22 protein-coding genes are annotated in these 23,916 nt (G+C 45.6%); 4 read left to right on the top strand and 18 right to left on the bottom strand.

Going from position 1 to position 23,916, the window contains the following annotated elements; translation table 11 throughout:
• Nucleotides 1-41: 41 nt before the first annotated feature.
• Genes DWZ93_RS06980 through udp form a run of 4 tightly spaced genes read right to left on the bottom strand, consistent with a single transcriptional unit; the run spans nucleotide 42 to nucleotide 3,127 of the window.
• The gene (locus DWZ93_RS06980) at nucleotides 42-620 is read right to left on the bottom strand and encodes a DUF4317 family protein (protein WP_118452420.1); all 579 of its coding nucleotides are present in this window, start codon (nucleotides 618-620) and stop codon (nucleotides 42-44) included.
• 30 nt (nucleotides 621-650) lie between these two features.
• Complete coding sequence (locus DWZ93_RS06975; protein ID WP_118452419.1) at nucleotides 651-1,841, bottom strand: phosphopentomutase; 1,191 nt, start codon at nucleotides 1,839-1,841, stop codon at nucleotides 651-653.
• 43 nt (nucleotides 1,842-1,884) lie between these two features.
• A complete protein-coding gene (locus tag DWZ93_RS06970) occupies nucleotides 1,885-2,325 on the bottom strand; it encodes a cytidine deaminase (protein WP_118452418.1) in 441 nt (146 codons plus the stop codon).
• Nucleotides 2,318-3,127, bottom strand: coding sequence for a uridine phosphorylase (gene udp / locus DWZ93_RS06965; protein ID WP_118452417.1), 810 nt, complete (start codon nucleotides 3,125-3,127; stop codon nucleotides 2,318-2,320). Before udp ends, DWZ93_RS06970 begins: the two co-directional genes overlap by 8 nt.
• A 128-nt stretch (nucleotides 3,128-3,255) precedes the next feature.
• On the opposite strand from udp, the gene DWZ93_RS06960 reads away from it, so the two are divergent.
• The gene (locus tag DWZ93_RS06960; RefSeq protein WP_118452416.1) at nucleotides 3,256-3,843 is read left to right on the top strand and encodes a pseudouridine synthase; all 588 of its coding nucleotides are present in this window, start codon (nucleotides 3,256-3,258) and stop codon (nucleotides 3,841-3,843) included.
• Here the strand turns inward: DWZ93_RS06960 and aroD are convergent.
• Entirely contained in the window at nucleotides 3,838-4,599 is a 762-nt protein-coding gene (gene aroD, locus DWZ93_RS06955) for a type I 3-dehydroquinate dehydratase (RefSeq protein ID WP_118452415.1), read from the bottom strand. The genes DWZ93_RS06960 and aroD overlap by 6 nt on opposite strands.
• Before the next feature lie 248 nt (nucleotides 4,600-4,847).
• Between aroD and DWZ93_RS06950 the strand changes: the two genes are divergently transcribed.
• The gene (locus tag DWZ93_RS06950) at nucleotides 4,848-5,729 is read left to right on the top strand and encodes a LysR family transcriptional regulator (RefSeq protein ID WP_118382982.1); all 882 of its coding nucleotides are present in this window, start codon (nucleotides 4,848-4,850) and stop codon (nucleotides 5,727-5,729) included.
• Between the two features lie 131 nt (nucleotides 5,730-5,860).
• The gene (locus DWZ93_RS06945) at nucleotides 5,861-7,882 is read left to right on the top strand and encodes an oxidoreductase (protein ID WP_118452414.1); all 2,022 of its coding nucleotides are present in this window, start codon (nucleotides 5,861-5,863) and stop codon (nucleotides 7,880-7,882) included.
• Between the two features lie 148 nt (nucleotides 7,883-8,030).
• On the opposite strand, the gene tig is transcribed toward DWZ93_RS06945, so the two are convergent.
• Both tig and cls read right to left on the bottom strand, forming a co-directional pair.
• The gene (gene tig, locus DWZ93_RS06940) at nucleotides 8,031-9,131 is read right to left on the bottom strand and encodes a trigger factor (RefSeq protein ID WP_118452413.1); all 1,101 of its coding nucleotides are present in this window, start codon (nucleotides 9,129-9,131) and stop codon (nucleotides 8,031-8,033) included.
• An 83-nt stretch (nucleotides 9,132-9,214) separates the two neighbouring features.
• A complete protein-coding gene (gene cls, locus DWZ93_RS06935) occupies nucleotides 9,215-10,690 on the bottom strand; it encodes a cardiolipin synthase (protein ID WP_118452412.1) in 1,476 nt (491 codons plus the stop codon).
• Nucleotides 10,691-10,887: 197 nt separating this feature from the next.
• Here cls and DWZ93_RS06930 point away from each other — a divergent pair, with 197 nt between their 5' ends.
• The gene (locus tag DWZ93_RS06930; RefSeq protein WP_118382979.1) at nucleotides 10,888-11,328 is read left to right on the top strand and encodes a hypothetical protein; all 441 of its coding nucleotides are present in this window, start codon (nucleotides 10,888-10,890) and stop codon (nucleotides 11,326-11,328) included.
• Between the two features lie 54 nt (nucleotides 11,329-11,382).
• Here the strand turns inward: DWZ93_RS06930 and DWZ93_RS06925 are convergent, their stop codons facing one another.
• The 11 genes from DWZ93_RS06925 to DWZ93_RS06875 are packed head-to-tail and all read right to left on the bottom strand — an operon-like array spanning nucleotide 11,383 to nucleotide 23,881.
• Nucleotides 11,383-13,137: a zinc ribbon domain-containing protein gene (locus DWZ93_RS06925; RefSeq protein WP_118452411.1), complete on the bottom strand. Its 1,755-nt coding sequence runs from the start codon at nucleotides 13,135-13,137 to the stop codon at nucleotides 11,383-11,385.
• 15 nt (nucleotides 13,138-13,152) lie between these two features.
• Entirely contained in the window at nucleotides 13,153-13,593 is a 441-nt protein-coding gene (locus tag DWZ93_RS06920; protein ID WP_118382977.1) for a DUF1934 domain-containing protein, read from the bottom strand.
• A gap of 22 nt (nucleotides 13,594-13,615) precedes the next feature.
• A complete protein-coding gene (murI, locus tag DWZ93_RS06915; protein WP_118382976.1) occupies nucleotides 13,616-14,437 on the bottom strand; it encodes a glutamate racemase in 822 nt (273 codons plus the stop codon).
• Nucleotides 14,438-14,445: 8 nt separating this feature from the next.
• Complete coding sequence (locus tag DWZ93_RS06910; protein ID WP_118452410.1) at nucleotides 14,446-17,916, bottom strand: DNA polymerase III subunit alpha; 3,471 nt, start codon at nucleotides 17,914-17,916, stop codon at nucleotides 14,446-14,448.
• 36 nt (nucleotides 17,917-17,952) lie between these two features.
• On the bottom strand, nucleotides 17,953-18,786 hold the full coding sequence (locus tag DWZ93_RS06905) for a CvfB family protein (protein ID WP_118452409.1): 834 nt from the start codon (nucleotides 18,784-18,786) through the stop codon (nucleotides 17,953-17,955).
• 3 nt (nucleotides 18,787-18,789) lie between these two features.
• The gene (locus DWZ93_RS06900; protein WP_118452408.1) at nucleotides 18,790-19,500 is read right to left on the bottom strand and encodes an acyl-[acyl-carrier-protein] thioesterase; all 711 of its coding nucleotides are present in this window, start codon (nucleotides 19,498-19,500) and stop codon (nucleotides 18,790-18,792) included.
• A gap of 1 nt (nucleotide 19,501) precedes the next feature.
• Nucleotides 19,502-20,188, bottom strand: a complete 687-nt coding sequence (gene spoIIR / locus DWZ93_RS06895) for a stage II sporulation protein R (RefSeq protein ID WP_158574293.1) — start codon at nucleotides 20,186-20,188, stop codon at nucleotides 19,502-19,504.
• Nucleotides 20,189-20,236: 48 nt separating this feature from the next.
• Nucleotides 20,237-20,926: a GntR family transcriptional regulator gene (locus DWZ93_RS06890; RefSeq protein WP_118382971.1), complete on the bottom strand. Its 690-nt coding sequence runs from the start codon at nucleotides 20,924-20,926 to the stop codon at nucleotides 20,237-20,239.
• Complete coding sequence (gene ispE / locus DWZ93_RS06885; protein WP_118382970.1) at nucleotides 20,923-21,801, bottom strand: 4-(cytidine 5'-diphospho)-2-C-methyl-D-erythritol kinase; 879 nt, start codon at nucleotides 21,799-21,801, stop codon at nucleotides 20,923-20,925. Before ispE ends, DWZ93_RS06890 begins: the two co-directional genes overlap by 4 nt.
• 36 nt (nucleotides 21,802-21,837) lie before the next feature.
• Nucleotides 21,838-23,397, bottom strand: coding sequence for a DUF3794 and LysM peptidoglycan-binding domain-containing protein (locus DWZ93_RS06880; RefSeq protein WP_118452406.1), 1,560 nt, complete (start codon nucleotides 23,395-23,397; stop codon nucleotides 21,838-21,840).
• Between the two features lie 49 nt (nucleotides 23,398-23,446).
• Nucleotides 23,447-23,881 (bottom strand): protease complex subunit PrcB family protein, encoded by a 435-nt coding sequence (locus DWZ93_RS06875; protein ID WP_147364661.1) that lies wholly within the window; start codon nucleotides 23,879-23,881, stop codon nucleotides 23,447-23,449.
• Between the last annotated feature and the right edge of the window lie 35 nt (nucleotides 23,882-23,916).

Genomic DNA, 23,916 nt, shown 5'->3' with positions numbered 1-23,916 from the left:
TAAGTATAACAAAAGAATCTTAAGGTACAATGGGCGGAGCCTTAACCTAACCTTAAAACATTCATATACTCGCAATTTCCACTTCTCTCTTTAAACGCCGGATACAGGAATCCCGCTGTTGGTTTTCCCGGCTCATACTCGCCTTCCAGCGGACTAAGTGTACATAGCAGATAAGTATAGACTTCTTCCGATCCTTCCAACCATTCCTTATCACTGCCCTTGACCGGCACATCGTACTGTCCGAAATATAAAAAGCACGCGTAAGAATAACCAGGCTGATATTTCTCACTGATCACCTCGTATAAGATATCTAAAAATGCATCATTTTTTAATTCTGATTCCAGTATTCCATCGAGAAGCTGCCAGATACTTCCCGGTTTCCGTTCTGCTGCCGGAATCGGATATTCCTTCAGTTCCTCGTTTGTTTTAGCGAGGAGGAGTGTCTTGGCCTGATTCAGATTGCGGCTGCGCTCTGCTGCTGAAAGTTTCAGAAAATGTGTATTAAATGTTCCATCTACACAACCTTCTTCATCAAAATATGCACCTGCGATTCTTGCCACTGATGCTCTGGCCGGTGTCATTCTTCTGCTGAGCTCCAGCATATCTTCTCGATTAATCATTCACTTCATTGCTCCCTGCTTCTATTATCCTTATTTCAGTTCTTCTAAGATAGAATATCCAACGGTTCCTTCTGGCATACGGATATCAAAATTATCTGCGATCGTCGCTCCGATCACCGCAAATGTATCTGTATCCGGTATCTTGCCGCCTTCTTTTATTTCCTTTGAATATGCCAGTAACGGTACGTATTCACGCGTGTGATCCGTTCCGGTGTAGGTTGGATCATTCCCGTGATCCGCCGTTATGATCAGTAGATCATCTTCCCGCATGGTATCTAAAAGTACACCCAGATTCTTATCCAGCTTCTCGATCTCTCTTCCGTAACCTTCCGGATTCCTGCGATGTCCCCACAGCGCATCAAAGTCCACCAGATTCACAAAGCACAGCCCTTCAAAGTCCTTCTTACAGATATCAATCGTCTGCTCCATACCATTAACAGAACTGGTGGAATGCAGACTTTCGGTAATTCCTTCACCGCAGAAAATGTCATGGATCTTCCCAATGCCAATCACATCATATCCCGCATCTGCAAGTGCATTCAGTGTAGTTGCTCCTGACGGCTTCAACGCATAATCTCTGCGATTACTTGTACGCTTAAATTCACCCTTTTTCTTACCAATATATGGTCTTGCAATGACTCGTCCGACACGCCATTCTTCCTTCATTGTAAGTTCCCGGGCGATCTCACAGCACCGATACAAATTCTCCAGATCGAAAGTCTCTTCATTGCCACAGATCTGCATCACAGAATCAGCCGACGTATAGACGATCATAGCTCCGGTTGCGATCTCTTCCTCACCCAGTTCTTCAATAATCGCTGTACCACTGGCACTCTTGTTGCCAATAACCCGCTTTCCACAGTGCTCTTCCAGTTCTTTGATCAGTTCCGGTGGAAATCCTGTCTCCGTAAATGTACGGAATGGCTTCTCCGTACGCAGTCCCATCATTTCCCAGTGTCCTGTCATGGTATCCTTGCCATTGCTGCACTCAGCCATTTTGCAATATCTTCCCACAGGCTGTTTGATACCTGTCATATCACCACCGGAATGCAGATTCAGCATACCAAGCTTCCGGAGATTTGGAATATCCAGTGTCCGCATCCGCTCCAGAATATGTCCAAATGTATCCACGCCAATATCTCCGAATTTTTCCGAATCCGGCATAGCACCAATGCCCAGTGAATCCATCACGATCACAAATATTCTCTTATATTCTTTCATATCCGTCACTCCTCGTCTGCTGTCATCACCTATTGCTCTGTGTTTATCGTGCGAGCCTTGCCGGTCCAAAGCCTTCCGGCAATAATTCTTTTAATGTGTAAATCCGATACTCTTCCCGGCTGATCGCAAGTATAATTTTGAATTGCTCCGGTTCGCAGAATTCCATCATCACCTGTCTGCACACGCCACACGGTGATGTATAATCGGCAAGCTTCGCATCTTTACCGCCAACAATGCAGATGGCGGCAAAATGCCGCTCTCCCTCACTGACTGCTTTGAAAAACGCAGTCCGCTCTGCACAGTTAGTCGGTGTATATGCTGCATTTTCAATGTTGCATCCTGTATATATCTCACCACTTTCTGTCAGTAATGCCGCACCTACGCGAAAACCGGAATAAGGCGTATACGCATAAGACATTCCCTCGATTGCGCGATCAATCAGTCTGCGAATCATATCTGCATTTAATTCTTCACATTTAACCATTCTCATCGCGCTCCTTCTTTACTGCCTTTCTATGGTCATCCTGTATCAGTCTGCGCACAGCATTAACCGCCACGCGGACAGCAAGATCTGTATCGTGAGCTACCGGATTCCAAAGCCCGGCTTTTTCCCGCTCCTGATTAGCCATTACAAGGAAACACGCTCCTGCCCTTGCCCGCAGATGGGATGCCACGATAAAAAGCGCCGCCGTCTCCATCTCTGATGCAAGACAGCCAAGCATCTTCCATGCTTCCCATTTCCGGATCAGCTCATACCCTGCCGGTAATTTCTCCGGTTCATGCTGTCCATAGAATGCATCCTTGCTCTGCACAACTCCGGTATGATAATCTGCACCCATATCCTCCGCCGCATCTGCCAGGGCATTTATCACGTGCAGGTCAGCAACTGCCGGATATTCAATCGGTGCATATTCCTTACTGGTTCCTTCCATCCGCACCGCACCGGTTGCAATCACAACGTCTCCACTCTTCACTTCCGGCTGAATGCCCCCACAGGTTCCGATCCTGACAAATGTATCCGCACCACACCGATACAGCTCTTCCATGGCAATTGCCGCCGATGGTCCGCCGATACCTGTCGATGTCACACTGACTTTCTCGCCACACAACTCTCCGGTATATGTTACAAATTCACGATTCTCAGCTATTTTTACAGGATGATCCAGGTACTGTGCAATCTTCTCACAGCGCCCCGGATCTCCCGGCAGGATCACATAGCGCCCTACCTCGCCTTCTGCTGTCTGTATATGGTATTGTCTGTTTGCATCTTCTGAATAATTTTTCATACGCAGTCACCTCTTCTGTCCTCAGTGTAGCACACACATTTTCACAAGTAAAGGCGGTGTATGGCAGTTGACATTTACCCGATTTTCAGAAATAATGTAGCGAGAATGCTTACTTTACGGAGGTCATTATGTACCACTATTATATGTTCAACAAACCATTTGGCTGTGTCTGCGCCAGGCGCGATGACCGTTATCCTACCGTTATGGATTATTTTTCTGATCTTGATAATCCAGATCTGTCTCCGGTTGGACGGCTGGATCGTGCCACCGAAGGACTGCTTCTCGTCACAGATGACGGCATGTTTAACCAGAAGCTGACACATCCCTCTTATAAAAAAGAAAAGACCTACCTCTTTACAGCAATGGGAACGCTGTCAGAGGAAGATCTCTATGCATTGGAACACGGTGTACAGCTAACGGGAAGCGACAGGCTGACGGCTCCTGCACACGTAAGTGTCACCGCCACAAGCGTATTGAAAGAAGTCCTTCCCACTCTTCATCCGGAGATTCAGTCTGCAAGCTGCCATAACCGTCCAGAGCATCCGATCGTTTTTGGCGAGATTACCGTCACCGAAGGGAAAAAACATCAGGTACGCAGAATGCTTAAGGTTGTAGGCTGCTGCATCATTGCGCTGAAAAGAGTTACCATGGGAAACTTCACATTAGACGAAACCCTCGCACCGGGGGAGTTCAAAGAAATATTCCCGGAATTATAATGCATTGTGAAGCAGGCCAAGAACTGTGCTTAAATCATTTACACCCATCTGTCCGGGAGCAGAAGCCTTCTTAGCAGCTCCGAATGTAAGTGCCGAGCCAAATACCTCCCCGCACAGACGGCTGATCACACCTGTTCCTGCCATAGACATTGTGATGATCGGTCTGTCTGCATATGTGCCTGACATCTCTTCTGTAGCGGCAAGAAGTGTGAGCACATCTTTTCTGTTCTGCGGCATAACTGCGATCTTCGGAATATCTGCACCCAGATCCTGCATTTTTCTAAGACGGGACACAATCTCATCCTTGTCCGGTGTCTTGAAGAAATCATGATTAGAAGCTACAACCTTCACACCTGCCGCATGAGCACTTTCGATGATCTGTTTTACAATCTCATCACCTGTAAACATTTCCACATCTATAAGATCAACATATCCGGACTGTGCTGCCTTGATATTTAACTCAGCATATGCGGCATCCTCAATTACTTTTTCGCCACCTTCTTTTGAAGTGCGGAATGTCATAAGAATCGGAGTCTCTCCCAGAGCTTTTCGCAGTTCCTTCAGCACATCCAACACTTTGTCAAATTCAAATACATGCTCAAACCAGTCTACACGCCACTCAACAACATCAACCGGAATAGAATCGAATGATTTTGCTTCTGTGATAATCTCTTCTTTTGTTATACCAACAATTGGTACGCAGATCTTTGGAACTCCTGCACCGATCTCAACGTTTCTTACTTTTACGATATTCATAATCTATCTCCTTCTCACGTTCAAGAATGCCTCTGCAATCCTGCCGGAGGCTATATCAAAAATCTTTATCCATGATTCTCTGGCATCATTATATTATTCTTCGCTTGTTAATTCCACCATTTTTATTTTTTGGTGACTGCCTGTTTGAAAATTGAATGACCCGCATCATGAGCGAAAGGATTTAAGCACAAAATTAATGCGTTTAAGCTATCAATATGTTATGGTGTATTCAAGGAAGAGGTGTGAACATGACATTCAATCAATTATTGTATTTTCAAACTGTCTCAGAATATGAGAACTATCATAAGGCTGCAGAGAAGCTCTATCTTTCGCAGCCATCCTTGAGCAGAGCCATTTCCTCGCTCGAGAAAGAGCTTGGCGTGATGCTGTTTGAAAAGCAGGGACGGGGAATTGTGCTTACTAAGGCCGGCAGACTGTTTCAAGAATATACGGACCGTATTTTATCCGAATGCGAAGTTGCTAAAACTAAAATGAACGAGATTGCATCCGGTAATGGCTACATTGATATCGGATACATCTTCCCACTTGCCAGTCACTACATCCCTCATAAAGTTCGAAAGTTCCTTAATATAGAAGAAAATGCAAAGGTATCGTTCAACTTTTACCAGAATCACAGCCCTGCCATCGCTCAGAAAGTAAAAATGGGAGAACTGGATCTGGGATTCGGTGCTTTTATAGATAATGATGATGAGTTGGCGTTTTATCCATTGCAGAAACAAAAAATGGTAATCATTACTCCGAACGAACATGAATTGAACCAGTATGATGATGTTGCAATCCAGGAACTGATGAATTATCCCATAATCGGCTACGACAAGGATTCCGGTCCCGGAAGATATTCCAAACGTTTATACCGAAGACTGGGTATGAAACCGAATATCATCGTAACATGTCCGGACGAGCACTCTATTATGGCTCTCGTAAAAGAAGGATTTGGAATTGCACTGGTACCGAAAGTTGATTCACTGGATGAAGCATCTATTCATATTCATTCTATTAAAGATATGGATCTTTTTTACCGCCATTACATGTTCTGGATGCGGGATCGCTATCAATTACCGGCGGTACAGCGGTTCATTGAATTTATAAAGAAAGAATCTGAAGATTAATCGATAGCTTAAACGCATCATTTCTGCCATTAATTAGTATTTGTGGTTATTGTTAAAATGAAGTATGATAATTTTGTCACAAACAAAGAGTCCCATATAAACCATATATTTAAAGTAAGGAGATACACTTCATGAAAACAAAATACCCAAATATTTTTGAACCCTTGACCGTAAAGCGTACAACCATTCGCAACCGTATTGCAATGACACCAATGGGAACAAATTATGGTGAAGCAAACGGAGAAATGAGCAACCGTCATATGAATTATTATTCACTTCGTGCAAAGGGTGGCGTTGGTCTTATCATATTAGAAAATGCAAACGTAGAATATCCGGTTGGATCAAATGGTACAAGCCAGATCCGTATTGATCATGACAGTTATATGCCGCGTTATTATCAGCTGGTAGAAAGTCTTCATAAGGATGGAGCAACTGTTGCAATTCAGATCAACCATGCAGGTGCATCCGCATCTTCAGCAAGAACCGGAGTGGAAACTGTTTCTTCTTCTAATGTTCCAACAAAAGCCGGCGGAGAGATTCCTCGCCCGATGACAAAAGAAGAAATCTTGACAACCGTTAAGAAATATGCAGAAGCAGCAAGGCGTATTCAGGCAATCGGATTCGATGCAATCGAAATTCACTGCGGACATTCTTACCTGATGAGCCAGTTTATTTCTCCATACTATAACAAGAGAACAGATGAGTTCGGTGGATCTGTAGAAAATCGTCTTCGTTTTCCTCGTATGATCCTTGAGGCAGTAAGAAAAGAAGTCGGACCTTGGTTCCCGATCATCGTTCGTGTTTCTGCCGAAGAACGAGTACCTGGCGGAAATACACTGGAGGATACATTAGAGTATCTTGAATATCTTGATGAGTTCGTAGATATGTACGATGTATCATGCGGATTGAATCCATCACTTCAGTATCAGATTGATTCAAACTTCCTTCCAGATGGATGGCGTTCCTACATGTCAAGAGCTGTAAAAGATAAATTCGGCAAACCTGTAATCAACACCGGAAACTACCGTGATCCTAAAATTGTAGAAAAAGTACTCGAGAGCGGTGATGTAGATATCGTCGGAATGGGACGTGGTCTTATTGCTGAACCAAACTGGGTAAAGAAAGTACAGTCAGGTGAAGAAGATATGCTCCGTAAGTGTATCTCTTGTAATGTCGGATGTGCAGGCAACCGTATCGGAGTGAACCGTCCGATCCGCTGTACCGTAAACCCGGCCGTTCCGGAAGGAGACATTTATAAAAAACTGAAAGTTAATAAAAACTGTAATGTAGTAGTCATCGGAGCAGGTACAGCAGGTATGGAAGCTGCCTGTACAGCCGCTGAAGTCGGATGTAATGTCTTCCTTCTTGAAAAGAAAGATCATATCGGCGGCCTTTCCTCCTTCATTTCCAACTTGCCTAGCAAGACACGTATGAAAGATTTTCCGAAATATCTGGAAAACCGTGCATCCAAGCTGGATAACTTATATACATTCCTGAACACAGAGGCCAATGTTGAGCTGATCAAGAAGTTCAAACCAAACATCATTGTAAATGCAACAGGTTCTGTTCCGCTTGTTCCACCGATAAAAGGTCTGAAAGAAAACCTGGAAGCGGGAAATGTCCGTACCATCTTCGACATGATCAATAATGTAATTGACGGTAAATATCCTGATGACGTCTGCAACGGAAAGAAAGTTGTAGTAATCGGTGGTGGATCTGTTGGTCTTGACGTAATTGAATATTTTGCACCACGTGGAGCAGAATGTACAATCGTTGATATGCTGCCACAGATTGGTATGCTCGCCGATCCTATCACAAAATGCTCTATGCGTGAAACACACGACAAATATGGCGTAAAAGAATATGTGAATACAGCTCTTCAGGAAGTAAAGGAAAATTCATTTGTTGTAAAACTTCCAAACGGAGAAATTACAGAGCTTGCATTTGACCTTGGATTCAACTGCCTTGGTATGAGAGCAAACAATCCACTGCTTCCGGAGCTGAAAGAAGCATTCGATGATACAGATGTAGCCATCTATCAGGTAGGAGATTCTGTACGTGCCCGTCGTATTATGGAAGGTACCATGGACGGACGTGCCGTACTGAATGTACTGGAAGCACACGGATATCTTGACCTTGATGAAATCAAATAATTATCTGTGATGCTGTTCCGGACACGGATTGCCCCTAAGCAGACAACGTCCCCCGTCTGCTTAGGGGTTATTTTATTCCAAATAAATGCTATAAAAAGGACTGCACACTACTTTCGTGTACAGTCCTGTATCATTCGCACTTATTTTCTTATTTGGAACTTGAATCTGATGAAGATGATGAATCAGACTTCTTATCACTCTTTACCTGAATACAATTCTCTGCCAGGAAGTCTTTTACTTTATTGGTGATCACGATATTCTTAAGTGTATCTTCGCTTGCGATCTCTTTCAATGCATCAACATCTTCGTATCCGTACTGCTCTGCCAGCTTCTTATACTCTTTGTTCAGTTCCTTCTTGCTTGGTGTCAGCTTTTCTTTATCAGCGATTGCCTGTGCTACCAGTCTCTGCTTTACCGTCTCTTTGGCTGCATCTTTGACCTGCTTATTGAAGTCATCCTCTGACATGCTGTAATACTGTGCCAGGAAGTCTTCAAATGCCAGTCCGTAGGAATCTGCAGCATTCTGATACTGCTCTTTGATCTGATTCTCAATATCCTCTACGTCTCCGTCCGGATATTTCTTAACTTCAGCCTTCTCAAGTACTGCATTCCATGCCTCATCCTGAAGCTGTGTATCATAGTCTGTCGTGCTGCTCTCAGTAAGCTGCTTTTTAATCTCTTTCTTATACTCTTTGACCGTCTTAGACTTCTCAGATACTTCCTGTACGAACTCATCGTTCAGTTCCGGAAGCTGCGTCTCACCATTAATGTAATTAACTGTAATGGTAAATGTAACATCCTTTCCTGCCAGATCCGGATTATTGCTGTAATCATCCGGGAACTTGCCATTCCAGTCAAATGTCTCACCTGGTGTGTGACCGATAATAGAATCCTCAAATCCATCGATAAAAGAACCTGATCCGATCTTAAGATCATATCCTTCAGAACTTCCTCCGTCAAATGCTTCTCCATTCATCTTACCTACAAAGTCAATATTAACCGTATCTCCGGCGATAACACCTCGGTCTGTGATCTGCTCGGAAGTAGCATACTGATTGCGAACTGCCTCAATGTAATTATTGACATCATCATCTGTCACTTCAGCCGGCTCTTCCACGTCGTCTACTTCGATACCTTTATATCCACCTACTGTTACGTAATCATTGGATGCATCATTGCTGGAACATCCTGACAAAAGCATAGATGCTGCAAGCGTTCCTGCAACTAACATTGCTAATTTCTTTTTCATAAATACACCTCGTACTTTCTTTCATCAAACGCTCTTAAGTATATCACATTTAACTTTTCAAAAAAACCTTTTTCACAGAATCTTTATAAAACCGGCGACAGCAGCCTTGATACCTGTTCCTTGATCCGGATCACCATGCCACGGTTCCGGTACATCTTGCGTGTAACCAGCGTGGACTTCTCCATATCATTATGAAATGCCTGTTCCAGCTGTCTGGTCACTCTGGCACTATAGATTACCGCGTTAACCTCAAAGTTCAGTGCAAAGCTTCGAATATCCATATTCGCAGTGCCCATACAGGTCACCTGTCCATCCACGCACAGACACTTGGCGTGCAGGAATCCATTATCATAAGTATAGCATTTGGCACCTGCTTCTATCATCTCCCCAAGATAAGAGTACGTTGCCCAGTATACAAATGGATGATCCGGCTTGCATGGTATCATGATTCTCACATCTACACCTGACTTGGCCGCGATCTTAAGTGCATCCAGAATATCGGTATCCGGTATAAAATATGGTGTCTGAATACAGATGCTTTTCTTTGCCAGGTGGATCAGATGCAGGTAATTATCGCGGATCTCCTGGCTGTGAGAGTCCGGTCCACTGGATATGATCTGCACCGGCTCCCTGCCGTTGCGTTCAAAGTGCGGTGTCTCAAACAGGCGGTCATCCAGGAAAAGGTTCTCTGATGCCGCATAGTTCCAGTCCAGAATAAAACGAATGGCAAGCGACAGTACTGCGGAGCCTTCCAGGCAGATATGTGTATCTCTCCAATAACCGAATTTCGGATCTCTGCCCAGATATTCCCTGCCGATATTGAATCCTCCAACAAAACCAATCCGCCCATCAATCACTGCAATTTTACGATGATTACGATAATTTACACGGAGCTGCAATTTACCAAGTACTGCCGGAAAGAACTCTGCCACATGGATGCCTTCTGCTTCCAGCCGTTCCCAGTCCTTATTATGCATGGTGCGACACCCCATACTGTCAAACAGCACACGTACCTCTACGCCCTGTCTCGCCTTACGGATCAGCACTTCCTCAATCTGCTTCCACAATTCATCCCTCTTGATAATATAATATTGCAGATGAATATAACTTCTGGCGTGTTCCATTTCCCAGAGAAGTGCTTTGAACTTCTCCTTACCATCTGTGTAAATACGAATGTCATTATTATCTGTAAGCACCGCCTCACAGGCATTCAAGTTGTATAGCATCAACTGCCTGTACCTGTCAAGCTCGGGATCTCTGAACCTGAGTTCCCGCCGATAGATGGATTCTCCCTGCTTGCGGACGGCATATTTAACCTGACCTTCAATCTCCTTCATTCGAAACATTCGATCTTTATGAAAATTCTGTCCCAACACCAGGTACAGGATAAATCCGAGACCCGGAATAAAATAAAGCACCAGAAGCCACGTCCATACAGTCGTCGGATTGCGCCTCTGGAAGAAAATAATCAATATAGACAGTATAATATTAATAATCAGCAGATGATCCATAATCCACCAGAATGACAGGTGGATTCCATCCATCAAAAGCTCTATCATATCTTCACCTCTGCACTCTCAGAACTTATTCCTCTGATAATGCTTCATTATACAATGGTTCTTTTATAAAAGTAACCCCCTAATCATGTAAATTGCTTGCGTTAAGAGAAAAACGATGTTAGAATATGTATTGATTCAGTCGAGACAGGTATATTCTGTTTCACCACAGATCAGAATACATATTTAGGAGGGTTCCCGTGAGTAAAGGTACAATCATTTTATTAATCATATTAGCAATCGTTCTCGTTGCATTGGGTCTTCTGTACTACTTCGGCAATCGTATGCAGAAAAAGCAAGAAGCACAACAGGAGCAGTTAGCCGCAGCAGCACAGCAGGTCAGTCTTCTGGTCATTGATAAGAAGAAGATGAAGCTGAAAGATGCCGGTTTCCCACAGATCATCGTTGACAACACACCAAAGTACCTGAGACGTTCCAAGGTGCCGGTTGTTAAGGCTAAGATCGGTCCGAGAATCATGACCATGATGTGCGACACACAGATCTATGATCTGATCCCGGTTAAGAAGGAAGTCAAAGCTACTGTAAGCGGTATCTATATCACAGGCGTAAGAGGTATCCGTGGTTCACTTGAGACGCCACAGAAGAAAAAAGGCTTCTTCGCAAGACTTCGTAACAAATAATTTCATAATGACATTTAAAAAGAGAAGGTTTTTGCGAACCTTCTCTTTTATATTTTAATTCAGATATGACTTATCCGTCACACTGGATCCCGGAAGCGGAAAACCATTGTCGAAATACTCATCATTTTCGCCCAGTTCTCTCTCAGATAACAGTTCCGTAGATACCTTACCATTATTTAATGTGATACGGCTGATCATCTCATATCCCATATGACCCTGAAGCTGCAGAATGGAATTGCCACTTCCTCCTTTCGCATCTTCATAGAACATGGTGTGTCCACCTGGTATCGTATCCAGATACACGGCAGCTCCGTTCTCGATTGTATAGATATAATACTGATAATCTGCCTCACAGGTTCCTTCCTGCAGCAGAAGTTCTTTTACACCGTCATTGTCAATATCATAGATATAATAATAATTGTATTCTCCATATGCGGCATTCACCTCATCCAGCAGTCCGCCATACAACGTATAGTAATCCGGCGCACTGTTCTGTGACGGTGTCTGCGCTGTAGATGAATCATCCTCTAACGTGTCATCAGATATGTACTGTGGCTGCATATCACCGTATTTAATCTCCAGCTTTACCTTGCCAAGAGCTGACACATCTCCGGTGTCAAAATATGCATAAGGATCTCCACCTTCATTTTCTCCGTGAATACGGAGTAATGTATGGTCTGCCTGATCCATAAAGCGAAACACCGGCATATTATCGCTTCGTATCCAGTCTGCATCCTTAGGAAGTCCGATCTGTTCCAACAGATCTGCCATCTGATTTGCCACATCCGCTTCACCGGACCACTCTGAGCCTGCAATCGGATTCTCCTGTCCGGCCTGTACCTGGAACGCTCCATCTGTATAGGTAAGTACAAACGACTTGATCAGCGTTCCATTTGCATACATATAGACATCATTGACACAACTGCCACAGATATAGATCGTGTCGTTACTCTTCTTCAGGAAAATGCCATCATCCTCCTTGTCTCCATACCCAAGCACCGGAATAAGTCCTTCATAGGTTGCCTGAAGCTTCAGTTCCCCATCTTCCATCTCGTACATCTGCAGGTCAACTTCATTGCGCACAATGCTGTCATCATAGTCCTGAGAGAACTCCTTTGCATTATCCAGCGTTAATACCAGCAGTTCTTCCTCGCCGTCATTATCATAGTCTGCTATATACCAGTTCAGTACACCCTTCAGATCATGCAGTGATTCTACCCAGATCACACCAGCTGCATTCTTCTTATACTCACAGGTAAGATCATCCGAAGCATCGCAGCTGCCTTCCTCTTTCTTCAACGTCTTTTCCGGATATGTATAGATCTGGTAACGGGTCTCTACCGCCTTAATCTCACTTTTCTCCACATATTTGACCGCTTTTTCCAGTACCTTCTGTGCCTCTTCCGGCTTATCCTGTATAATATACAGATCAGCAAGTCCCAGATACGGCTTACTCTTCTCCGGTTTCAGCTTGATCGCATCCAGATATTCCTTTTTTGCCTTGGAATAATCAAGATCCTTCATGCTTTTTTCAGCCTTAACAAGCTTACCTTCGTACTCTTTCTTATCGGACTGTTTTTTCACCACTACAATCGCCACAACAGCAATGATAAATAAAATCAGAATAATTAACACAATCCATGGCCATTTTTTCTTTTTCTTCTTCGGGGGATGCTTCACATCCGATGGCTTCTTTTCTTTTCCTGATGGTGGTGTCACCGGAATCTCATCCTCCACCACCGATGTACCGCATTTGGGGCAGAACTTTCCGTCATCCGGAATCTGCTCCCCACATTTCGTACAAAACATAGCTTCACCTTCTTTCTATCCCACACTTCGGATATTCACCTTTAACTGACATTCCGATACCGCTTCTTCATTTACATCCAGTCCATAGGAAATCTCGACATCTATGTTCTCTTCTTCCACATGAACCTGAATATCTCTCGTATGGATACCTACCAGCACCTCACCGTATGGTGTCTGGTAATTCGTCATATTCATCTTGTCCTTCTCGAATACCATCCTGCTTCCGCTGCGACCGTTTTTTGTAACCTCAAACATGCTGTCACCGGTAATCTTTACCGTATTACGGATAGACCCCGGCATCCCCTCTACGATCTCATCATAAATCACATAATGTTTGCCATTCTTCAGATAATACGTAGCCGGAGTGATGACTTCGATCGGTTCTGCTTCTTCTCCATCGGCATTCCAGTCTCCATAGTGCAGACCTGTAATACTGATCAGTACATCCTTTTTCATACCTGTTCACCTGATACTTTCTCTAATAGTCCTCGATATTAATCTGCCGGATCGTTCCCACATCATATGGTAATACGGAATTGGCAAATTGCTTGAATTTCTCTGCCGCATCACTGACATAGAACTCGTACTTGTTAAATTCGTTTACGCCGCGACTGATACCGCATTCTTCCAGAATCTTCTTCAGATCCATAGCTGTCTCATACGCCGGATTCACAATGTGTACCCGATCTCCCATATAACGCATGATTGCAGAACGCAGTAACGGGTAATGGGTACATCCAAGAATCATGGTATCCACTTCCGAATCGCGGATCTCACGCAGATAAATATCAATTACTTCTTCAGTAACATGATGCTTGGCAAATCCTTCTTCCACTAATGGCACGAATAGCGGACATGCTTTACCGACTACTTCTGCCTCCGGATCCATTTCCTTAATAATTCTTGTGTACATATTACTGCGGATCGTGCCCTCTGTTCCGATTACACCGATCTTTTTATTTCTCGTCTCTTTGACCGCTGCCCGTGCTCCCGGCTCGATCACGCCAATGATCGGGGTATCGCATTCCTTCTGCACGGCTTCCAATGCCTGTGCTGTCGCCGTATTACATGCGATGACGATTGCTTTTACTTTTTTCGTCTGCAGGAAACGAATGATCTGCTTTGCAAAACGGATGATCGACTCCTTTGACTTACTTCCATAAGGCAGCCTTGCCGTATCTCCAAAATACACGATATTCTCATCCGGAAGCTGACGCATGATCTCCCTCGCTACCGTCAGTCCTCCGACGCCGGAATCAAAGACTCCGATCGGTGCTTTTCTTAATTCTTCTGTATTCACAGTACCCCCTACCTTTCAATAGACTTTTCCACAACTCTGATCCGGTCTTCTCCATAATAGTTCTTCAGCTTCACGATCAGTGCCGGTTCCGCGCACACATTACGTCCTGCCGAAAGCCGCTTGATCGCACGCTCTTTCTTACAGTAAATAACCACTGTATCATTGCCCTCACTCTCTCCAAGCATATCAAAGAGATGTGGTTCATCTTCCCCATATTCCAACTTGTCTCCGTACTGGATCCACAACTCTCTCTTTGTCTGTTCAAACGGAATGATCGTCTCGCAGATCAATTTGCTCGGCGCATCATCTTCTTCTGACACACGACCTTTTACAAAGACCTTGCTGTCCTCGTTCAGATAATTCTGATTGCGCTCATAGTCTCTCGGAAATACCACAACTTCTACCGTTCCCATCAGATCTTCGATGGTCAGGAACGCCATGGTCTTGTTATTCCTTGTATATTTGATCGTCTTATTGGTAATCATACCACCAACGATTTCCTTCGCTCCGTCACGAACCCTTGACCTTCCGGTCTCGTCATCAATCTGGAAGTCCAGCGTTGTTCTGGAAATGCTCTTTTTCCACTTCTCTTCGTAATCCTCTAACGGATGTCCGGTCAGATAAACTCCAAGTACTTCTTTCTCGAACGCAAGCTTATTCTCTTTCTCGTACTCTCCCACTTTCGGAAGCGGAATCTCGAATTCTTTCTTCTGCTCATCATCCACCAGATCAAACAGTGACATCTGCCCGGTCATGGAATATTTCCGCTCCTGATTGACCTGATCCATGATCTGAATGTAGATCATCATGAACTGCTTACGGGTGCCACCCAGGCTGTCAAATACGCCCGCCTTGATAAAGTTCTCAATCGTACGCTTATTGACTTCCCTGCCACCCATGCGCTCGATAAAGTCCTTCAGGTGCTTAAACTCACCGCGCTCTTTCCGCTCTTCAATGATTGCCTGGATCACCGGTCGTCCCACGCTCTTAATTGCAGTCAGACCAAAACGGATATTGCCGTTCTCTACCGAAAATGTTCCCACACTTTTATTAATATCCGGCGGCAGGATCTGGATGCCCATCTGGCGGCAGCTGTAGATATACTCAGCCACCTTACCGGAATTATCAATGACTGAAGTCAGCAGTGCTGCCATAAATTCTACCGGATAGTAGTATTTCAGATATGCAGTCTGATAAGATACCACTGCATACGCCGCTGCATGTGACTTGTTAAATGCGTACTTTGCAAAGTCGATCATCTCATCATAGATTTTATTCGCTGTTGCTTCATCGATACCATTCTTAATGCAGCCCGGTACGCCTTCTTCCTCATTGCCGTATACAAAGTTCTGACGCTCCCGCTGCATAACCTCGCCCTTTTTCTTGGACATAGCACGGCGCAGCAGATCGCTTCGTCCCAGTGTATAGCCCGCCAGATCACGCACGATCTGCATAACCTGTTCCTGGTAGACGATACATCCGTAAGTCGGTTCCAGGATCGGTTCCAGCTGCGGGCAATCGTAGATGATATCATCTCTGTTATTCTTACCTTTAATATACTGCGGGATAAAGTCCATCGGTCCCGGACGATACAACGCGATACCCGCGATAATATCCTCCAGGCTGTAAGGCTTCAGTTCCTTCATGAAACTCTTCATGCCCGCACTTTCAAGCTGGAAGATACCGTCTGTCTTACCTGTTCCGATATAATCCAGTACCTTTTTATCATCATAATCGATCTGGTTCAGATCCAGTGCCTTTCCTGTATCCTTCCCGATCATCTCCACTGCATCACGGATCACCGTCAGGTTGCGGAGTCCCAGAAAGTCCATTTTCAGAAGTCCCAGTTCCTCCAGTGTCGTCATGGTAAACTGCGTTACCACTGCACCGTCTGATCCCAAAGACAACGGCACGTATTCATCCACCGACTTCTGACTGATCACGACGCCCGCCGCATGCATGGACGTATGTCTCGGAAGACCTTCCAGACGTTTGGACATATCCACAAGTTCCTGGACCTGCTCGTCTTCCTGATACAGCTTGCGGAACTCCCCATTGGCCGCAAGTGCCTTATCCAGTGTGATATTTAACTCCTGTGGCACCATTTTCGCAATACTGTCCACGAACGCATATGGAAGATCCATCACACGTCCCACATCACGGATCACGCCACGTGCTGCCAGCGTACCAAAGGTTACGATCTGCACCACACAGTCGGCACCGTATTTGCGGCTGACATACTCGATCATTGCCTGTCTGCCCTCTGGTTCAAAGTCCACGTCAATATCAGGCATGGATACACGCTCCGGATTCAGGAACCGCTCAAAGAGCAACTGATACCGGATCGGATCGATGGTCGTGATCCCCAGACAGTAAGAGACAAGACTTCCGGCAGCGGAGCCACGCCCCGGTCCTACCATGATGCCATGATCCTTTGCATATTTGATAAAATCCCACACGATCAGGAAATAATCCACATATCCCATGGTCTTAATAACCGATAATTCATAATCCAGCCTTGTCGTCAGTTCTTCTGACACCGGCTGATAGCGCTCCGCCAGTCCTTCATGGCAGAGCTTATTCAGGTACTCCCAGGATGTCCAGCCGTCCGGCACGTCATATTTCGGAAGCTTTGTCACACCGAATTCAATCTCCACCTGACAACGGTCTGCGATCTTCTGAGTATTTTCGAGTGCTTCCAGCGCATATGGAAACAGCGCCTTCATCTCTTCTTCGGACTTAATGTAATACTGTCCGCCCTCGTAACGCATACGGTCTTCGTCTGCCAGTTTCTTACCGGTCTGCAGACACAGCAGAATGTCGTGCGGCTTCACATCATCCGCATACGTATAATGCACGTCATTCGTTGCAACCAGCGGAATCCCTGTCTCCCTGCTCATGCGCAGCAAACCCTGATTCACCAGTTGCTGCTCCGCAATTCCATGATCCTGAAGCTCCAGAAAGAAATTCCCCTTTCCGAAAATGTGCTCGTATCTCAGTGCTGCTTCTTTACCCTCTTCGTAGAGTCCGCGCGCCACGTATCTCTGCACTTCTCCTGCCAGACACGCACTCAGCGCAATAATGCCCTCGTGAAACTCTTCCAGCACCTCCAGGTCTACTCTTGGCTTGTAATAATAGCCCTCGGTAAATCCCCGGGACACGATTTTCATCAGATTGTGATAGCCTGTGTCATTCTCTGCCAGCAGCACCAGGTGATAATAGCGATCTTCATTGCCCTGTCCCGGCTCTTTGCTGAATCTGGAGCCCGGTGCCACATAGACCTCGCTTCCAAGAACCGGATGAATCCCTGCTGCCTTCGCCGCACGGTAGAAATCAATCACTCCATACATCACCCCATGGTCTGTGATCGCCACACTGTTCATGCCAAGTTCTTTTACTCGTGCTACACATTCTTTAATTTTATTGGAACCGTCCAGCAGACTGTACTCTGTATGGACATGTAAATGTGCAAATGCCATTCCATTTTCCTGCTTTCTTCTGTGTCGGCTTGTGCCTTATTTTGCCCGGATGCCATCCGGTGTAATCTCGATCTTACCTGCCTTCAGCAGTCTTCCTACTGCGCGCTTAAACGCATTTCTGCTGAGTCCGGTCTCACGCTTGATCGTCTCCGCATCCGCCTTATCCGTAAATGGATATCCACCTCCACGGCTGTTCATATCCTTCAGGATCTTCTCCGCATCAACATCCATCTGGATAAATGCTTTCTCACGGACACTGAGATCCAGCTTACCATCTGCCTTCACACCTGCCACTCTCGCTTCTACACGCTCACCCACATGGAATTTACCATAAGCTTCACGCTTCGGGATCAGTGCGCAATACTGGTCATCTACTGCTACAAACCATCCGAAATTATCACTATGTTCGTAAATGATGCCCTGCACCTTGTCATCTTTCTTATAAGGAGAGTCCTTGCGCAGCATCTCATATACCTTCATAGTTGCACAGAGTCTGCCGGACTTGTCCACATAGAGTCCGACCAGACACTCCTCTCCCTTTTTCAGCTTTGCCGTCTGCTCGCGGAATGGGAGCAGCAGGTCCTTCTCCAGTCCCCAGTCTAAGAACGCACCGATGCGTCCGGTATCTGCTACCGTAAGTGCTTTCACTTCACCTAATGTGATCTTCGGCTCTGCTGTCGTCGCGATCAGTCTGTCCTGTGAATCCTTATAGATAAATACTTCTATCGGATCACCGATCTCGATGCCTTCCGGCACCTGTTTGCCCGGAAGCAACACCTTATCATCATCGGTTCCCAGATATACACCAAATTCTACTTTTTTTACTACCATTAAGGTAACTCGTTTTCCAAGATTCTGTTCTATCGTCATTCTTTATTCTCCTGTAAATTCTACTACGGCATAGATGTGTCCTTCCGGATCACACAGTTCTACTACTGTACGGTTATCTTCTTCTGCCACCCTCGGCAGGATACTGTCATTATACACTGCTGAGTGCTTATACTCCACACGAACCTGATGAACGTTCAGTTCTTTCTCTACAGCTTCCAGCGCCATCTGTACATACTGACAGTTATTCACATGTTCATTCGTATCAATGTGATACTTGCGCACTTTGAATGTCTCTCCGTCTGTCATCTTTTCCGGCAGACGAATCTTGCGTGGCTCATAATGCATCTCAAGCGGCGCTTCCATCCCATATGCATCAATCTCATCCTGTCCCGGCTTAACCGGGCGACCTTTCTGCATATCCATAAATGTCCATACCGAATTGGCATAGGCCACAGCCTGACCAGACTCATCCACCATCTGGAAATTACGCTCTGCCAGAATTCCTTTGAAACTGGTGGCCCATGTGCTCACCTTTACCCGTTCTCCGATCTTTGGGTAACGCTCGACTACGACCTGCCAGTAAGACAGTACCCATGCCTTTCCTTCTGTCTGAAAACGTTCTACTCCATAACCGATGTCTTCTGACTGAAAGGTACTGCAATCCTGAAAATAATTGATAATTCCCGGCAGTGTGATCGTCCGGTGATGATCGATCTCGCTGTATCTGATCCTGCTGTCAAATGTATAATACACGTTATCTGTCTCCTTCGTATCCTCCGAAAAAGAACCATTTGATCCGAAAGTCGGATGTACAGGTTACCATCTCATAGGCATCCTCATCAACCAGTATCCTGAGTTCCTGCATGTCCTTCTTATCCGCTTCCACATGCACCGCATCCGTAAAGCAGAGCCCCGGATACAGGCAACACCACCAGTTGTGACCTTCCCCGCTACCAATCCGTATGCGCAGTGCTTCGTATTCACCTTCCGGAAATGTAAGTATTCCGTAGGTTTTCTCCGGGAATTCATCTCTCGTAAGCTCTGCCGTAACCGTATCTGAACTTCCTGCCCGTCGTACTGTCTCCTGTGCCAGCTTCTTAATCTCCGTAAGATGCTCCCTGATAAATACTTCCATTTCTTTCCTGTCTGCATCCTCCGGCCGGTTCTCATGCAGCCATGCCACAACTTCTTCCTTTACCTGCATCTTGATCTGCTGGTCTCGCAGACTGTCGCTGTCTGCCAGTACATGAAGTCTCAGAACCTGTCCCGCCAGGCTTTCTGTGGCGGCTTCTGTCCTCGCTTCCACCAGCATACCGCGCTGCCACACAAGCCATGCAGTCAGCATCATAGCCATGAAAACTGCAAAGATCAGACAACCTCTCTGCATGATTCTTTCTCGCTCTTTCTGTTGTTTTCTATAATTGTTATAATAGTGTTCCATTATGTACACACTCCCTTCTGTCAGGAGTATATACATATTGTTCCGTCTTTAATCGCGCCCGCTCTTTTTATTGCGGATAAATTCTGCAATCGCCTTTTCCTGATTATCAATGTGCCTGCAAATAATGTCCTTTGCCTGTGCCTTGTCATGTTTTATTACTGCCTGGATCAGGAACTCATGCTCTTCAAGGAGCTGCTCGTACACTTCGTTATTCTTCAGATATTCTACCCGGTAACGGTACATCTGCTCCCGCAGATTATTCAGAATCTGGATCAGTTTCTGATTATCTGTCGCCATATTAATCGCATCATGAAATGCCACATCTGCCTCTGCAATTCTTGTTACATCATCTCCGCTCAGACTCTCTTTAAATACCTGTGCCGCCTGTTTCATCTCCTCAATCTGCGCCTGTGTAGCATGTTCACATGCAAGCTTCACAGACAGTTCTTCCAGTGCCTCTCTCACTTCCAGCACATCCCGCAGATTCTGTTCTGTAATCTCTGCCACCTCAGCTCCCCTTCTCGGGATCATCAGCACCAGACCTTCCAGCTCAAGCTTACGGATTGCCTCCCGGATCGGTGTCCGGCTGACTCCAAGCTTATTCGCAAGCTGGATCTCCATCAGCCTCTCGCCGGGCTTCAGTTCGCCTCTTAAAATCGCCTGCCGCAGTGTATTAAACACTACGTCGCGAAGTGGCAGATATTCGTTCATAGTCACTTCAAAATTGGGTTCTTTCATGGCTTCCTCCTTACATTGTGAACATTGGTCACATACACCTGTCTTGCCAGACCTCTGCTCTTTATCTTGCGGGCACCTTCCTTAGCTGCACCTCTTGTCTTATAAATGCCAAATACCGTCGGACCACTGCCGCTCATCATAGCTCCGAGTGCTCCCGTCTCCAGCATCATTTCCTTAATCTCTCCGATCACCGGATACTCCGGTATCATAACCTGCTCCAGTACATTACCCATACCTGCTGCCACTTCTCTGATATCGCTCTGCTCCAGTCCGCGGATCACACGTTCGAGATCCGGATGATCGACATGCTCCAGCGCATCATACCTGGCATATACTTTTTCTGTGGACGCAGACAGCGGTGGCTTTGCAATCAGGATATAGCATCTCGGGCATGGCGGAAGTGGTGTCAGCACTTCTCCGATCCCCTCTGCCAGTACGCTTCCACGCATAATGCAGTATGGCACATCAGCTCCCAGCTTCACGCCCCGCTCCTTTAACGCTTCTTCCGACAGGCGTAAGTGATACATCCGATTCATACCAAAGAGCACCGCTGCCGCATCAGCACTTCCGCCGGCCATACCTGCTGCCACCGGAATATGCTTCTCCAGCGTAATGCGGATACCTCCTTTGATATGAAATTCTTCCTTTAAAATTGCTGCTGCCTTATATGCAATGTTATTTTCATTATTCGGAAGATAAGCCAGATTACTCCGAATCTGAATCTCATCCCCCTCCGTCTTTTCCAAGAGCACCCGATCATAGAGATACACGGTCTGCATCACCATCCGCACCTCGTGATATCCATTCTCCATCTGTCCCAGAATATCCAGACCGAGATTTAGCTTTCCCAGTGCTTTCAACTCTAATTTATCCATTGTATTCTCCTTGTATCTTGTATACAAAATTCCTTCCTACAGTATACCCAGATTTTCCTTGAAAATCAATATTTTTTCGCCTGTTTTCGGCTCTCCCTCGCCAATTTCATTTACCTCTCGGATACGCTTCTCCGTCGTATGATATTTTCTGGCAAGATCCCACAATTTATCCCCATTTTTCATTACATAACCAACAATCCCCGGCGCCTCCGAAAGTGCTTTTTTATCCAACGGTTCTGTGTGGATCTCACAGATGTTCGACACCATTTCTCTGCGTTTCAAAAAAATCTGAAACTCCAGCACGGCTTTGATCTCAGCCTCACCATTTCCCAGCAGACTGACCACCGGCTGTCCGCAAGTGCTCTGGAGCTCATATTCCATTCCCGCCTCTGCACTTCTGCATTCTGCCACATAGGTAAATGGCACCATACCCTGCCAGATTTCAAATGGCTCTGCATCATCTGCCCGAATGTACAGGAAACCGATCTGCAAAATCCCTTCGCACATAATCCCATCTGCCACGATCTCCGTGTGCTCGATTCTGACTTTTCCGGATGTATGACAGATCTGCAGCACCTGGTCATCAAGCTCCGGAACCTGGATCTGCTCTGTCATTGAATACTCACATGCTTTCTGCATCACAAGCTCTGACAGTTCTATCTCTTCTTTTTCCAGTGTGACCTGCTCTTTTAACGAATACATATCTTCCAACACATTCGCCTGTTCCTCGCCATACACAACCGCACATACTTCCATGACTGCTTCTATTTCAAAGATCCGCAGTTCTCCATCCTCATCCAGTTTCACATCCGCCATCGCATCCACGATTTTTGGTTCTGCCTGATAATACATTGTCTCATCCGCACCATAACAGTCGATTTTTCCTTCATAAGGCACCGCCTGTTCTGTCCAGCCAAGCTTTCCCTCCGTCGATTCATACAGTACAAAGATTGACAGTTCTCCACGCATCTGCAATGCATCGGATATCAGTCGAATCTCAGTCCGTTTCTGTGTAATATCGGTAAACAGCACCTTCCCCACAGGATCCGATTGTTTTGGAAGAGCACACTTTTCTTTAATCCGGAATGATTCACGGCAGCTCTTATGAAGCGTCAGGATTTCTACATTCTCCCAGCGTCTGCACAACCCTTCCTCTTCTTCTACATCCAGCGTCAGATACTGTTCTTCCTCTCCCTGGGAAATAATCTCAAGTTCTGCCATAGCACGAAGCCTGAGTTTTCTTGCGTGTACGATCGTTACTGTTAATTCTGCACTGCTCTCTTTCATCCACAGCATTCCGAGCACTTCTTCCTCTGCATACACCATTTCCTCAAATGGGAGTTTTCCCTGGAGCACACTGATGCTACCATCATCCCCACCGGCAAGATAAAGGATCTGGTATTGAATGCGCCCGGACACCCGCACATAACTGCCGGACTGTTTCATATCTTCCACCCGGAGCATCCCCTGACTGTACACGATTCGTCCCACGTCACCTTTGTCATCCGGCACATTTACATCACCGTCCACATAGAACTGATCCGATATCTTCCGCCCTGTTACACTTTTTCTGACTGCTTTTTTTAGCTGTTCCATCCGAATCCTCCTGTTTTGCTATTCTGCTTATTATATTTTTCTGATATTTCTACTTTGTTATGACATGTTTGGGATTATAATCTGTCTGAATCACCAGATATGGGCAAGTCGTTCCTTGCTCTGTATCGGTATCTGGTTCCGGCCCCAGAAGCGTAGTTGCAAACACCAGTACATTACTGCTCTCGTAAAATGCATCCACCTGAATCTGATAACCTGCCGTATCCTGCTTCCCATACCCCCGTGCAATATAAAGCCTGCCTTCATTTGCCCAGGTATATAGAAATGGTTCCTGCTCCTGATCTGCAATCGCCTGCCGCATTTCTTTCGGCACATCATATTCATCTACAACAGTATATGGCAGATCTCTTACTTTTCGGATATCTATACGTATTACGCTGCATCCGCACAACAGTGCTGCACAGATTGCACCCACAAAGAATATTTTCCTTATATTTTTATATGTTCGTCCTTTTCCCTCCCTCATTACACAATCCCCCAGACCTGCTCTCGACTGTTCAA

This window comes from Dorea sp. AF36-15AT (assembly GCF_003477705.1).
Classification (GTDB): domain Bacteria; phylum Bacillota; class Clostridia; order Lachnospirales; family Lachnospiraceae; genus Claveliimonas; species Claveliimonas ammoniilytica.
Note: the sequence above shows the minus strand (reverse complement) of the source record. Positions and strands in the feature narration are given on the sequence as shown.